Annotated in this window: 12 protein-coding genes and 1 other annotated feature; of the genes, 10 read left to right on the top strand and 2 right to left on the bottom strand. The window is 37.0% G+C overall.

Annotation, left to right across the window (positions count from 1 at the left end; genetic code table 11):
• Positions 1–129 precede the first annotated feature (129 nt).
• From BCR22_RS12625 to BCR22_RS12640, 4 genes are all read left to right on the top strand, one after another.
• Positions 130–1,593 carry an MDR family MFS transporter gene (locus tag BCR22_RS12625; RefSeq protein WP_069655237.1) on the top strand — a complete coding sequence of 488 codons (1,464 nt, stop codon included), beginning with the start codon at positions 130–132 and terminating at the stop codon, positions 1,591–1,593.
• 352 nt (positions 1,594–1,945) lie between these two features.
• Positions 1,946–3,430 carry a BglG family transcription antiterminator gene (locus tag BCR22_RS12630; protein ID WP_069655238.1) on the top strand — a complete coding sequence of 495 codons (1,485 nt, stop codon included), beginning with the start codon at positions 1,946–1,948 and terminating at the stop codon, positions 3,428–3,430.
• 382 nt (positions 3,431–3,812) lie between these two features.
• Positions 3,813–4,400 (top strand): ATP-dependent Clp protease proteolytic subunit, encoded by a 588-nt coding sequence (locus tag BCR22_RS12635; RefSeq protein WP_069655239.1) that lies wholly within the window; start codon positions 3,813–3,815, stop codon positions 4,398–4,400.
• Positions 4,401–4,570: 170 nt separating this feature from the next.
• Positions 4,571–5,005 carry a hypothetical protein gene (locus BCR22_RS12640; protein ID WP_069655240.1) on the top strand — a complete coding sequence of 145 codons (435 nt, stop codon included), beginning with the start codon at positions 4,571–4,573 and terminating at the stop codon, positions 5,003–5,005.
• A 390-nt stretch (positions 5,006–5,395) separates the two neighbouring features.
• On the opposite strand, the gene BCR22_RS15490 is transcribed toward BCR22_RS12640, so the two are convergent.
• Positions 5,396–5,557, bottom strand: coding sequence for a hypothetical protein (locus BCR22_RS15490; protein WP_167351533.1), 162 nt, complete (start codon positions 5,555–5,557; stop codon positions 5,396–5,398).
• 32 nt (positions 5,558–5,589) lie between these two features.
• The gene (locus BCR22_RS12645) at positions 5,590–5,946 is read right to left on the bottom strand and encodes a hypothetical protein (RefSeq protein ID WP_069655241.1); all 357 of its coding nucleotides are present in this window, start codon (positions 5,944–5,946) and stop codon (positions 5,590–5,592) included.
• A 150-nt stretch (positions 5,947–6,096) separates the two neighbouring features.
• Positions 6,097–6,356, top strand: a binding site (T-box leader).
• Positions 6,357–6,500: 144 nt separating this feature from the next.
• Between BCR22_RS12645 and BCR22_RS12650 the strand changes: the two genes are divergently transcribed.
• The 6 genes from BCR22_RS12650 (at position 6,501) to BCR22_RS12675 (ending at position 13,678) form a co-directional block, all read left to right on the top strand.
• A complete protein-coding gene (locus BCR22_RS12650; protein WP_069655242.1) occupies positions 6,501–7,781 on the top strand; it encodes an O-acetylhomoserine aminocarboxypropyltransferase/cysteine synthase family protein in 1,281 nt (426 codons plus the stop codon).
• Positions 7,782–8,312: 531 nt separating this feature from the next.
• Positions 8,313–9,839, top strand: a complete 1,527-nt coding sequence (locus BCR22_RS12655; protein WP_069655243.1) for a 2-isopropylmalate synthase — start codon at positions 8,313–8,315, stop codon at positions 9,837–9,839.
• Positions 9,836–10,882 (top strand): 3-isopropylmalate dehydrogenase, encoded by a 1,047-nt coding sequence (gene leuB / locus BCR22_RS12660; RefSeq protein ID WP_069655244.1) that lies wholly within the window; start codon positions 9,836–9,838, stop codon positions 10,880–10,882. Before BCR22_RS12655 ends, leuB begins: the two co-directional genes overlap by 4 nt.
• 1 nt (position 10,883) lies before the next feature.
• Complete coding sequence (gene leuC, locus BCR22_RS12665; protein WP_069655245.1) at positions 10,884–12,260, top strand: 3-isopropylmalate dehydratase large subunit; 1,377 nt, start codon at positions 10,884–10,886, stop codon at positions 12,258–12,260.
• Entirely contained in the window at positions 12,260–12,847 is a 588-nt protein-coding gene (leuD, locus tag BCR22_RS12670) for a 3-isopropylmalate dehydratase small subunit (protein WP_069655246.1), read from the top strand. The genes leuC and leuD overlap by 1 nt, the downstream gene beginning before the upstream one ends.
• An 84-nt stretch (positions 12,848–12,931) precedes the next feature.
• Complete coding sequence (locus BCR22_RS12675; protein WP_069655247.1) at positions 12,932–13,678, top strand: class I SAM-dependent methyltransferase; 747 nt, start codon at positions 12,932–12,934, stop codon at positions 13,676–13,678.
• Positions 13,679–14,051: the final 373 nt, after the last annotated feature.

The following is a 14,051-nucleotide window of genomic DNA, read 5'->3' on the forward strand; positions in this document are numbered from 1 at the left end:
ACAGTAACGAACTATAGAGAAAGATTCAGTCGCGCAGAAAGCGAAATAGTTCAATGAGTGTTTCTTTTCTGTGTCATTCGAGGATTGGTAAATGGGAAAATCGGTGTAATTATTTAAGGACGTGAATGGATGAATAAAAACAAAGAAACCTATGATGGGATAAGCTATAATCGAAGCGCTCTTATGGTTGTTATTCTACTGGGCGCATTTTGTATTATTATGAATCAAACGCTGTTGATCACAGCCTACCCAACGATTATGAAAGACCTGAATATAAGTCTAAGCACCGTTCAATGGTTAACAACATTGTTTCTCTTAGTTTCAGGTATTACTATTCCTTTGTCTGCTTATTTAATGAAGCAAATCCAGTCTAAATATTTATTTTTAACTGCCTTGAATTTATTTTTAATGGGCGTGCTTATTTGTTATTTCGGTCCAACATTCAAGTATTTGCTTTTTGGACGATTATTACAGGGAATTGCTTCTGGAATTATGCTTCCTTTGATTCAGACGATTGTATTAACGCTGTTCCAAAAAAACGAACGTGGAACTGCTATGGGGTTTGTTGGTTTAGTAGTTGCGTTAGCTCCCGCGATAGGGCCAACGCTATCTGGATATATTATTACCTATTTCAACTGGAAAACATTATTTCTTATTACAATACCGTTGATCCTTCTATCAGAAATAGGGGCTTTACTGTTTTTTAAAGTCAGCATACCCTTAAAACAGAGTAAGTTAGACATTCCTTCTGTGTTTTTATCGATCATTGGATTTGGTAGTTTGTTATATAGTATTAGTTTAGCCAGTACTAAAGGCTGGTTGTCTAAGGAAGTAATTGTTCTTTTGTTTATAGGATGTACTGTGATTATTTCTTTCATTGTACGAGAGTTGAAAATTTCAAATCCTCTATTGAACTTAAAAGTGTTTAGCTACTCAACTTTTTCAGTTTCTGTGTTTCTAAGTGCCATTTCTTATATAGCCTTGCTTGGGTTTGAATCTATTTTACCAGACTATATTCAAAAGGTTCATCTAGAAAGTCCAATTGATTCGGGGTTGATTTTATTACCTGGAAGCATCGTGATGGGATTAATGAATCCAGTTACAGGAAAATTATTTGATCGATTTGGTGGACGTTTTTTAATCCCGATTGGTTTGACGTTATTGTCTTTAGGGACATTTCCATTTCTATTTATCACTGAGACAACGCCAATTCTTTTCATAGCTATTTTCTATGCTATCCGTTTATTGGGGATATCTATGGTCTTGATGCCAGTGACAACAACAGGAATGAATGCTTTACCCAATGACATGATCAGTAACGGGACCGCAACGAATAATACATTAAGGCAAATTGCTAGCTCCTTTGGGACTGCTGTATTAGTTACGTTCCTATCTAGTCATGCCCAAGCTACTCCTACACAATCATTGGCAATTGGAAGTTCCGCACTTGCTATGAAAGAATCATTGGAGGTTGCCGATTATCGTCATGCGTTTGCGATGGCTTTTGTTTTTTGTATCGTTGCTTTAATTAGTTCCTTAATTATTTTTCGTAAAAAAGGATCGAATACTAAAAAGAGAGAAAAGAAAGAGTAATCATTTGAATTATTTATAGACGTTTATAAGGAAGTGATAATCCCCACTCTTTCAAAAATACATTACCGGTTAAACAGATATCTAGTGAAAAAATTAAGTTTTTTTATAGAAATACGTATTGCTTTTCTATCTACTCATTTGGGTGTATATTAAAAATTGAAAATAAAGTGTATTTATTGATAGTGCGATGACTTCTACTAGGCAATAATTAAGTTAGCTATGTTTATGAAATACCTATAACGATAGGCTACTTAATAAAGAAAGTTTAGTAGAGTAAGTCATCGTTTCTATTTTTTAAACTCGATTACTGATAAAACAATTGAGAAATCAACTATGCAAAGAGTGGGAATAGATGTTAGAAAAGTATTTAGAAAAAAATATTTATAGAAAAATTGTTCTTCTTGAAGCACTATACAAATATGAAAAAATTGACATTACGCATTACATAGAAATATTCGAAGCATTTCCAACAACAGTACAAAATGATTTGGAAGATTTGGTTCAGACCTTAGATATATACATATTAAGTTATGAGAAACAAAAAAAATACTTTTATGTAGAATTTAATAAAGATATTCCATTATTTGAAATTCGCAAAATCATCTATCAGCAATCATTATTTCTAAAAACGTGTACAAAATTTTTGGAGCAACAGTTTAATTACTTAGATTTAGTAGAAGAAGAATTTATTTCAGTTAGTAAAGCTTATAATTTGAAGAAAAAAGCAGAAGCTTTTTTTTCTGCTTGTCATCTGGATTTTGAAAATGAACGGTTGAATAGTTCAGAATTTGAAACGAGGTTCTTATACTTATACTATCTAACAAAAATTGACATCAATTATGAAACAAATCAGACGATTGAATTTGAAGAAGCGTGCGAGGACATGCTCGATTTGATTGAACACGAGTTTTCAACCAGAGTTTATACGGAAGAAAGTCGTTATTTTATTTTACAAGGAATGAATATTGCCTATTCACGTCAAGACAAAGAAAAGCTTGAATTAGAAGAAAAGGTCATCGTCGATTTAAAAAAACGGCCCATTTTCAAGTTAGTCGAGCAAGCATGGAAAAGTTTGAATATGGAGCGGTTTTTACCAGAACATGAAATTGTTTATGTGGTGTCTCTTTTTAATTCTTGTGAGTATTCTTTTAGTCAATTAGAGAATTTATTTGAAGATCATGAGAAATTACGCAGTACGTTTTTAGTTGGTCGTCCAGATATTATTCGGTTAATTCAATATTTTGAAGAAGAATTTGATCAAATTTTATTAGGGGATTTTAGTTTTGAAGAAGGGATTATCCGTTTAACAAGGAATGCTTGGTATAATCATCAAGTTTTAGTCCACGGTTCTTTTTATACGCTGCATCCTAAAAATGAAGAGCTGTTTCAACGAATCGTTAAAGTTTTATTTAAATGGGGACAAGGAATTAAAAATCTTCTTGTAATTGATACAAATTTAATCTATCGTTTTATTGACGAAGCGGGCCCTATTTTAATGCAAGAAAAACTGCTCTTCCGTTTGAAAATCGTGACCGATTCTGATTCAAAATTTTTACTGTATCAAAGTAAATTCTCTGAATTCAATGTTTTTGATATAGTGGTAGAGAATAAATTTTACCGTTCCATATACGAAGTTGAAGGATATGACCAATCGATTCGTAATGAATATATCTTTTGTGAAGAGGCCCTGATTCCATCGGTGTTAGAAGATCATCCTCATATCATTCCAATCTCTGTAGATATGTTATTAGATCATTCTTTCTTGTTAGTGTGTATGAAGCCGTATCAACACTTTATGGAAGTTCATAATACTTCCTATATTAATGGGGTAAAGTGATAATACATTTTTACGTGTTAGTTGGTAAAAGGACGAAGAATGTTAAGGCAAAGAATGCAGCATAAGTTTTATATGGTTTATGACAGATGAGAATCAAATAGATCCCGTGTGACGTCACCCTGTACCTGACTGGGTTTCTCAGCCATTCTAGCGAAGTTACTTCTGATTTTACTAGTAATTCGAATCCCTAGAGTAGGGGATGTGACTCGTAGTGTTATGTCTCAGATAAAAATAAACAATAGATTACTTTTAAGTATCGATGGATCCTTGATGTTTGAAAAATAGTTTTTAAGGTCAAAACAAGTCAAAAAAGTGGACAAATTTTCATATTGCGGTATTATTAATATAGAGATTTAGCTTTAAAATATGGAGGTTAGTCGTGATGAACTATTTAGATGAAAATGAAGAAACAGAAGAAAAACAACAACCAAATGCGTTTATGAAAAAATTGTTTGAAGAGCGAACAATTTTGATTTACGGAGAAATCAATCAAGATTTAGCACGAGAAGTAACATCTCAATTATTGTTGCTAGCTGCAATGGGTGATGAGCCTATCAAAATCTTTATCAATAGCCAAGGCGGACATGTTGAAGCGGGAGATACGATTCATGATATGATTAAATTTGTAAAACCAGAAGTGATCGTGATCGGAACTGGTTGGGTTGCAAGTGCTGGTATTACGATTTACTTAGCCGCTGAAGCGAAGAATCGTTATAGCTTACCAAATACTCGCTATATGATCCATCAACCTGCTGGCGGTGTGCAAGGACAAAGTACAGAGATTCAAATTGAAGCCAAAGAAATCATCCGTATGCGTGAACGTGTCAATCGCTTGATCGCTGAAGCGACAGGTCAAACTTACGAAAAAATCGCAAAAGATACAGACCGTAATTTCTGGATGTCAGCTGATGAAGCAAAAGACTATGGAATGATTTCTAAAATCATCCAAACAAGTGATGAAATCAACTAAACTGAAAAAGAGATTGGACAAACACTCATGATGGCTAGTGCTCTCATGGGTGTTTGTTTTAGACTCTTTTTTAAAAGCTTGAGAAAAATAGACTTTTTCAGATTCCTCTTGTCATCTACCTATGTTAAAGTGTAAAATTAAGTAATTACCAAAAGAAAGTAGGAAAGATTGTGAAACCAAATTTAGGCTATTATGTTCAAAACATCAATGATATTGTAAAAGAAACAGAAGAAGTCGGCGAAAAAATGAATGAATACTACGAAGAAGTACGCAAAGCGATCGACGAGGAAAAAACAACGGAGTTAGCGCCAGAAAGAATTGCCGAAATTCAACGTATTTTCCAAGATGGAACAAAAGAATATACACTTATGTTAGAAAAAGTTAGTCAATTACGTCCGCCAGCACGTGTAATGGGAATCCACAAAAAATTTGAACGCTCTTACATTGAATACTTAGCTGGATGTAACGAAATGATTTTATCTTTAGATCCTGAAAAAGGGATCGATATTGATTTATTTAATACCTCTGAAGAAAAGCAAGACAAAGCAACGGATGATATTTCATTCGCAATTACTCGAATGAGCAATCTTTTATTAAAAAAATAAAAATAAAAACTAGAAAAATGACCAAAAAAAGATGAAATTCATTTCTTTTTAATGTTATTTTTAGTAGACAATGAAAAAGATGTATTGTATTATATATTCATACCAACAACAACCTTTTTATTTTTCATTTTACTCTTATTGAGTAATACTCCTTTTCCATCGGCCTTTTCAGCCGATGGTTTTTTTATTATTTGTTTGAAAAAAACATCTTTTTGAGTGTAAATATTTATCATTTGTATTTTTAGTTATTTTATTTATTTGGTGGAATACGGATTAATCTGTTATTTTTAAACGATAAATAGTCAAAAGAATGGCACACATAGAAAAAGGACTAAAGCAAAACGTTTAAGTTCTGCTTTAGTCCTTTCTAATCTCACGACAATTAGTTTATTAATTTTCTACATTACGAACATAATCATCAAAATACTGAACAAGATCGGATTTGATCTTTTGGTATTCTGCTTCAGTGTATTCACGTTCTTCGATATTCCCATTAAAAAATGGGATTTCCAACTCTTCGCGCAAGCGATCCAATACTTCGCTTTGATCCATCTGGGCACCTTCTTTACCTGTTGTCTACTCTATTATAAAACATTAAAATCATTCGTCAACTGCTCAAAAGAATCTTTCATAGCTGTCAACTTATTATAAAGTAGGATGCTGTCATCATCTTCAAGTAAAAAGACCTGTTTTAACTCAAAATAAAAATCTTCAAACGCCTTAAAAAAAGGTTGAACTTCAGATGCAGTTAACTCATCATTACTGAAATAAAAGACACGTACACTATGGTAGTATGTGAAGACTTCATTGATATTCAAAAGAATACGTGTGTCTTCAGGACGTGGACGGCTTGTGACTAAATCGTATAAAGATGAGCTTTTTGTATGGATCTCAGATAAATAAGATAAGAGTAATTCCACTTTTTCATTACTTGCTGACATTAAATCGACCTCCAATTTCCTTAATTATAATAAAAAATAGTGAGAAAGAGAAATAGGACACTCAGTTGACAAGGGAAAATTAGAAAAAAAGAAGAAAAAAGAAAAAACATTGACAATGAAATGAGAATGCTCTAATATTAACGTCATAAATAAAACTCATTGAAAAGAAGAGTACACAAGCAGACATTGAAATTTAGCTGATTATGATGATTTTAGCTAGAATTAGAGAGCTTTCGTTTGGTGAAAGAAAGTAATGGACACTTGTCGAAAATGATCTTGGAGAGGAAAAGTCAGATTGATTTTTACGGCAGCTACCGTTAACAAGGCACCAAATCAAGAAGAAATTTGGCGTTTGGATCGAGATGGAGAATTTTTCCAATAAAGGTGGTACCGCGACAGTCGCCCTTTACTAGGTTACAACTAGTAGGGGCGACTTTTTTGGTTTCTTTTTAATGAGAATAAAAGAAAGAGGTGGTCATTATGCAAGAAGGTGACATGAGTATCAACGATGTAAAAAAACAAATCCAATAAAAATTGAAAAGGGATGAAGCATAATGACAAACACTAACTATCAATTCGAAACGATCAAAATCCATGGCGGCCACACGCCAGACAAAGAGACAAATGCTAGAGCGGTTCCTATTTACCAAACAACCTCTTATACGTTTGATGATACACAAGATGCAGCAGAAAAATTTGCGCTAGCTAAAGTTGGAAATATCTACACTCGTATTACGAATCCCACAACAGCAGTGTTGGAAGATCGTTTGAACGAATTAGAAGGAGGTGTCGGTGCAGTAGCAGTAGCTTCAGGGACTGCCGCTGTCACGTATGCGATTCAAAATCTTGCAAGTAGTGGTGATCATATTGTTTCAGCCTCCACATTGTATGGCGGAACGTTTAACTTATTTGCACATACATTACCAGAATTTGGCATCTCAACAACTTTTGTTGATCCAGACCAATTAACGAATTTTGAAGAAGCAATTCAAGAAAATACCAAAGCGATTTTTATCGAGACAATTGGGAATCCAAGGACGAATGTAGCAGATTTAGAAGCGATTGCAGAAATCGCACATAAACATAAGTTGCCATTAATCGTTGATAATACTTTTGCTACAGCGTATTTAAATCGTCCATTTGATTTCGGTGCTGACATAGTGGTTTATTCCGCCACAAAATTCATTGGCGGACATGGTGTTGCTTTAGGTGGAGTCATTATTGATTCAGGCAAGTTTAACTGGGCCAATGGAAAATTTCCCAAATTAGTTGACCCAGATCCGAGTTATCATGGACTATCCTATACAAAAGATATAGGAGCAGCTGCATATATCACTCGTCTGAGAGTTTCATTATTAAGAGATACAGGTGCAGCGATCTCCCCATTCAATAGTTTTTTATTGATTCTTGGGTTGGAAACTCTATCATTGCGATTAGACCGTCATGTTGAAAATGCGTTAGCGATTGCTGAATTTCTAGCTAAACATCCCAAAGTGGAATGGGTCAATTATCCAGGATTACCAAACAATAGCTATCATGAACTAGCAAAAAAATATTTACCTAAAGGCGCAGGATCAGTTTTTACTTTTGGCGTCAAAGGTGGCGCTGAGGCAGGGAAAAAGTTGATCAATCACGTACAATTATTTTCACTTTTAGCCAATGTCGGAGACGCAAAGTCATTGATCATTCATCCTGCTTCAACAACGCATTCGCAATTAAGTGAAGAAGAATTAAAAGCTTCTGGGACCTCTCCAGAATTGATTCGCTTATCGATTGGAATCGAAAATATTGACGATATTCTAACCGATTTAGAACAAGCGTTAAACCAATTATGATGGAGTGAATCAACGCTGAGAAGCTGCTTTTTCTTAGCTTTGTTAAAAAAATTCTCATAAAACCATTGACTTTGTTTTAAAAGTTCGGTATCTTTAACACTATAGTTTGAATTATTCAAAAATTCTGACAATAAAGGATGTTGAAGAAGATGAACAAGCAGACAACGACAATTACATTCTTATTATTACTGAAGGACTCATCACACTGATTTTTAGAAACCAGCTGCAGCACAGCTTTTTCTTATCAGACGTTGAGAGTCCTGTTTTCGCATTGCATGAACGGGATGACAAGCATCCCATATCGTGGGGTGCTTTTTTGTTGCAAAACACAGCGACTGCTTGCAGAGCTGATGTTGCGCAATACTTGGCGAGCGAAACGAGAGAAGTTTCATTCGTCTAAAACACAGCGACTGCTTGCAGAGCTGATGATGCACAATACTTGGCGAACGAAGCGAGAGAAGTTTCATTCGTTTCACCTAACCTAAAAAATGAAAAAAACCATTTACTCAATTCAGAAGGGATGTATGAAAAATGAAGACTATCCAATTTTTTGACACGACTCTAAGAGATGGCGAACAAACACCAGGTGTAAATTTCAACACCAAAGAAAAAGTTCAAATCGCCAAACAACTAGAAAAATGGGGCATCGATACGATCGAAGCAGGATTTCCAATCGCATCAGTTGGTGATTTTGAAGCAGTTAAAGCCATCGCAGAAAATGCTGAAAAAATGACCGTCGCAGGTTTGGCACGGTGCCAAAAAGCCGACATCGATCGCGCTCATGAAGCGTTACAAAATGCCAAGCACCCACAAATCCATGTGTTTCTAGCAACAAGTCCCGTTCATATGGAATTTAAACTAAAAATGTCACCAGACGAAGTAATTGCTTCTATTAAAGAACACGTTAGCTACGCCAAAACAAAATTCGAAAAAGTCCAATTTTCACCAGAAGATGCAACTAGAACAGACAAACAATTTCTACTAAAAGCCGTTCAAACAGCCATTGATGCAGGCGCGACAATCATTAATGTGCCTGATACAGTCGGTTATTCTAACCCAACAGAATACGGTGCACTATTTAAATTTTTGATTGAAAATATCCAAAGTGACGAAGAAATTATTTTCTCTTCTCATTGCCACGATGACCTAGGAATGGCAACGGCCAATGCCTTAGCAGCTATCGAAAATGGGGCTCGTCGAGTTGAAGGTACCCTCAACGGTATTGGCGAACGAGCTGGGAATACCGCACTTGAAGAAGTAGCGTTGGCTCTATATATCAGAAAAGATTTCTACGAAGCCCAAAGCAACATCACATTGAAGGAAACCAAAAGAACTAGCGATCTCGTCAGTCGTCTATCGGGTGTTGCAGTACCAAGAAATAAAGCAATCATCGGAGCGAATGCCTATGCACACGAATCAGGGATCCATCAAGATGGCGTACTGAAAAATCCTGATACCTACGAAATCATCACACCATCACTTGTTGGGGTAAACGAAAACTCATTGCCACTAGGCAAACTTTCTGGTCGACATGCATTTGCGACTAAGATGGAAGCGCTAGGCTACCAATTAACAGAAGACGAATTAAAAGACGCCTTCAAACGATTTAAATCATTAGCGGATAAAAAGAAACAAGTCACAGAAGACGATTTGATCGCGCTAATGGTTGGACAATCGCAAGAATGTAGCGAAGATTATCGCTTAGAACGAGTCCAATTACAATACGTTTCTGACGGCAGTCAAGGAGCGATCGTGTCCATCAATACAGGTGGAGACGAAAGTAAAACAGAATCAGCGATCGGTTCTGGTAGTATCCAAGCGATCTATAACTCAATCGATAAAATATTTGTTCAAAAACCAGAACTAAAAGAGTATTATATCAAAGCCATTACAGGCGGTGAAGATGCCCAAGCTGAAGTTCATGTAACCTTAGCAGATACTGAAAACAACAAACAATTCAACGGCATCGGCATCGATTTTGATGTCTTGCAAGCTTCAGCGAAAGCCTATGTCAAAGCCAGTGAACAATTTCAAAAAGAAGTGGGGAAAGCCAAATGAGCAAACGAATCGTAGCATTGCCAGGAGATGGCATCGGAGCCGAAATCATGGATAGCGCGCTAAACATTTTTGCCGAAGTCATGGTGCAAGATAATCTCGATTTTGACATTGAACGTTTTGCCTTTGGCGGCGCGGGTATTGATGCACAAGGTGATCCTTTACCAGATTCAACTTTAAAAGCCTGTGAAAAAGCTGATGCAATTTTACTAGGTGCCATCGGTGGTCCAAAATGGGACAATGCACCAAAACGACCTGAACAAGGTTTACTAGGTCTAAGAAAAGCTTTAGGACTTTTTGCCAATATTCGTCCAATTTCCGTACCTGATGCAGTGGTTCATTTATCTCCATTAAAAGAAGAAAACGTACGAGGTGTTGATTTTGTAGTCGTTCGTGAACTAACAGGTGGTATCTACTTTGGCGAAAAAGAACTAGGGGAAACCGAAGCCTCAGACCTATGTATCTATTCAAAAGCTGAGATCCAACGTATTATTAGAAAAGCCTTTGAAATCGCTCGTACTAGAAACAAAAAAGTCACCTCTGTCGATAAAGCCAATGTACTAGCAACCAGTAAATTATGGCGTCAAACAGCCGAAGAAGTGGCACAAGAATTCCCAGATTGTACTTTAGAGCATCAACTAGTTGATTCAGCGGCAATGGTCATGATTCAAAAACCAAAAGCCTTTGACGTAATCGTTACAGAAAATCTATTTGGCGATATCCTAAGTGATGAAGCATCAGTGATTCCAGGCTCACTAGGGATGATGCCAAGTGCCAGTCACAGCGAATCTGGTCCCTCATTATACGAGCCAATCCATGGTTCAGCACCAGACATCGCCAATCAAAATATTGCCAATCCAATGTCGATGATTTTGTCAGTAGCGATGATGTTACGCCAATCATTTGGCTTAGAAAGCTCAGCAAAGAAAATCGAAGAGGCTTGCGATCGTGTCATGAATCAAGGAATCCTAACCACAGACCTAGGTGGTAAAGCGACAACAACAGACTTTACAGAAGCTATAATAACAGAATTGAGAGGTGCTTAATATGGGAAAAACACTATTTGATAAACTTTGGGAACAACATGTGGTATCAGGCGTTGCAGGAGAACCGCAGCTACTTTACGTCAATCTTCATCTAATCCACGAAGTCACCTCGCCACAAGCCTTTGAAGGACTAAGAGAAGCAGGTCGAAAAGTCCGTCGACCAGATAGAACCTTTGGGACGATGGATCATAACGTACCAACACAAGATATTTTTAACATCACAGACTTGGTGGCAAAAAAACAAATCGAAGCCTTGCAGAAAAACTGTGAAGAATTCGGTGTAACGCTGTGTGATAACGGCAGTGACCGTCAGGGAATCGTGCATATGGTGGGCCCCGAAACAGGGTTGACACAACCAGGAAAAATCATTGTTTGCGGGGATTCGCATACGGCAACTCACGGCGCATTCGGAGCCTTGGCATTCGGTATTGGGACCAGTGAAGTGGAACATGTTTTTGCCACACAATGCATTTGGCAAAATAAGCCAAAATCAATGGGTGTTAAAATTACTGGAAAACTAGCCAAAGGCGTATATGCCAAAGATATTATTCTTGCCTTGATCGCAAAATATGGGGTTGATTTTGGTGTCGGACATGCGGTTGAATTTTACGGTGAAACGATTGAAAATCTAACGATGGAAGAACGCATGACCATCTGTAACATGGCCATCGAAGGCGGCGCAAAAATGGGGATGATGGCACCAGATGAAAAAACCTTTGAATACGTGCGTGGCAGAGAGTATGCACCAAAAGATATGGATGCGGCAATTGCTGATTGGAAAAAACTACCAAGCGATCCAGACGCAACTTATGATGTGGATCTAGAATTGAACGCAGATGAACTGGTTCCCTTCATCACATGGGGCACAAATCCAGAAATGGGCATCCCAATCACCGGAACATTCCCAGAAATCAAAGATATGAACGACGAACGTGCCTATAACTACATGGATCTAAAACCAGGACAACGCCCATCAGATATCGAAATCGGCTACGTTTTTATTGGCTCATGTACCAACGGACGACTATCCGATTTGGAAGAAGCGGCTCGTATCGTAAAAGGCAAAAAAGTCAAAGAAGGTATTACGGCAATCGTAGTCCCAGGCTCAAGGCCCGTTCGTAAAGCAGCCGAGAAAATCGGTTTGGATAAACTCTTCATTGAAGCAGGCTTTGAATGGCGTGAACCAGGCTGCTCTATGTGTCTAGGCATGAACCCAGACCAAGTACCAGCGGGTGTTCACTGCGCCTCAACCTCGAACCGAAACTTTGAAGGACGTCAAGGCAAAGGGGCAAGAACCCATCTTTGTAGCCCAGCAATGGCAGCAACAGCCGCAATCGAAGGAACATTTAGAGACATTAGAGAGGAGCTTGGTGCATAATGGAGGCATTTACACAACATACAGGAACTACGGTTCCACTAATGAACGACAATATCGATACCGATCAAATCATTCCAAAATCATTTCTAAAACGAATCGAAAAAACGGGCTTTGGCGAGTTTTTATTTGATGAATGGCGTTATTTGCCAGACCGTACACCAAATCCAGAATTTACCTTAAATGAACCACAATACAAAGACGCGACAATTCTGATTTCTGGTGATAACTTTGGTTCAGGTTCATCACGAGAGCATGCGGCTTGGGCATTGGATGATTATGGCTTTCGAGCAATTATTGCAGGAAGTTTCAGTGATATTTTTTATATGAATGCGACGAAAAATGGACTATTGCCAATTGTGTTGAAGCAAGAAGAATTGGATGCATTGGCTGGTCTTAAAGCAGATGAAATGATTACGATTGATTTACCTGCCCAACAAGTGGTGACACCTAATGGAACGTATTCTTTTGAAATTGATAGCACTTGGAAGCACAAATTGGTGAATGGGTTAGATGATATTGCTATTAGTTTGACACATGATGCTGAAATTGCGGCTTATGAAGCGAAGATTCCGGCTTATTGGCAATAGTAAAATAGTAAATAGTAAGAATGCCGCATCGATAACGGTTTTCGTTGCGGCTTTTTTCATTCGATCGTTAGGAGCGTGAACCCAATGGAATGGGATGCAAAAAAATATAATACGACACATGATTTTATTTTTAAATATGGCGCTGGATTGTTAGCGTTATTACCGAAAGAGCCTAAAAAAGTGTTGGATATTGGTTCTGGAACGGGAGCATTGACAAATCAAATTGCAGAACTCGGTCATAAAGTGACAGGGATCGATCAATCTGCAAATATGATCAATCAAGCAAAAGAAAGCTATCCTGATTTGAATTTTTTACAGGAAGATATCTTAAATCCCTCAGATCAAATTGGACTGTATGATATTGCTTTTTCAAATGCAGTGTTTCATTGGATCACTGATCAAGAGTTGTTAGTGAAAAATATCAGTGAGCATCTAAACGTAAATGGACAATTGATTTGTGAGTTTGGTGCAGTTGGGAATGTCCAGGCGATTAGAGAAGCATTTGGTCGTGAGTTAAAAACGTTTGGCCAACCTTTCGAAGAGCCATTTTGCTTTACGTCGATTACGGATTATCGGACTTTACTTAAAAAGCATTGTTTTGAGGTTGTAGAAATTTTAGAATATGATCGTCCAACACCGCTTAAAGGTGGGAGAGCTGGTTTGAGAGAGTGGATGGAACAGTTTTATACTGATGAATTAGGTGCATTATCTGGGGATCAGAAAGAGAAGCTGCTTGAGAATATGGAGCGGGATTTGGCGCCTAGATTGTGGAAAGAGGATCATTGGGAAGCCGACTATCGAAGGTTGAAAATAAAAGCTGTGAAAATCTAGAGATAACTACAATACTACTAAGTAGAAAAAGAAATTGCCATAAATAGTATATGCTAATTTGGATCAAGATTTCGATCAGAAATAGGATAATGTTGACTCAAGATAGCATAAAAACGCTGCAGTTTTGACCGTAGATGTGATGGATTTGATAGAAATACAGAAGGGAACAAACGCACATCAAAAATAGGAAGCTTGGAAATAGTTATTTTCCAAACTTCCTATTTTTTTGCGGTTCATGTTTCTACACTTCGGGTTTTATGTGTGATTTTTGAAATATCTTGAAAGAATTAAGTTCAAGATATTTTTATTCTTTATTATATGTATTCAAAAGAGCGGAATTCATTACTTGTATTAGTATATTCTATTATTTTTA

The sequence above is a fragment of the Enterococcus plantarum genome, from assembly GCF_001730295.1.
Lineage (GTDB): Bacteria > Bacillota > Bacilli > Lactobacillales > Enterococcaceae > Enterococcus_L > Enterococcus_L plantarum.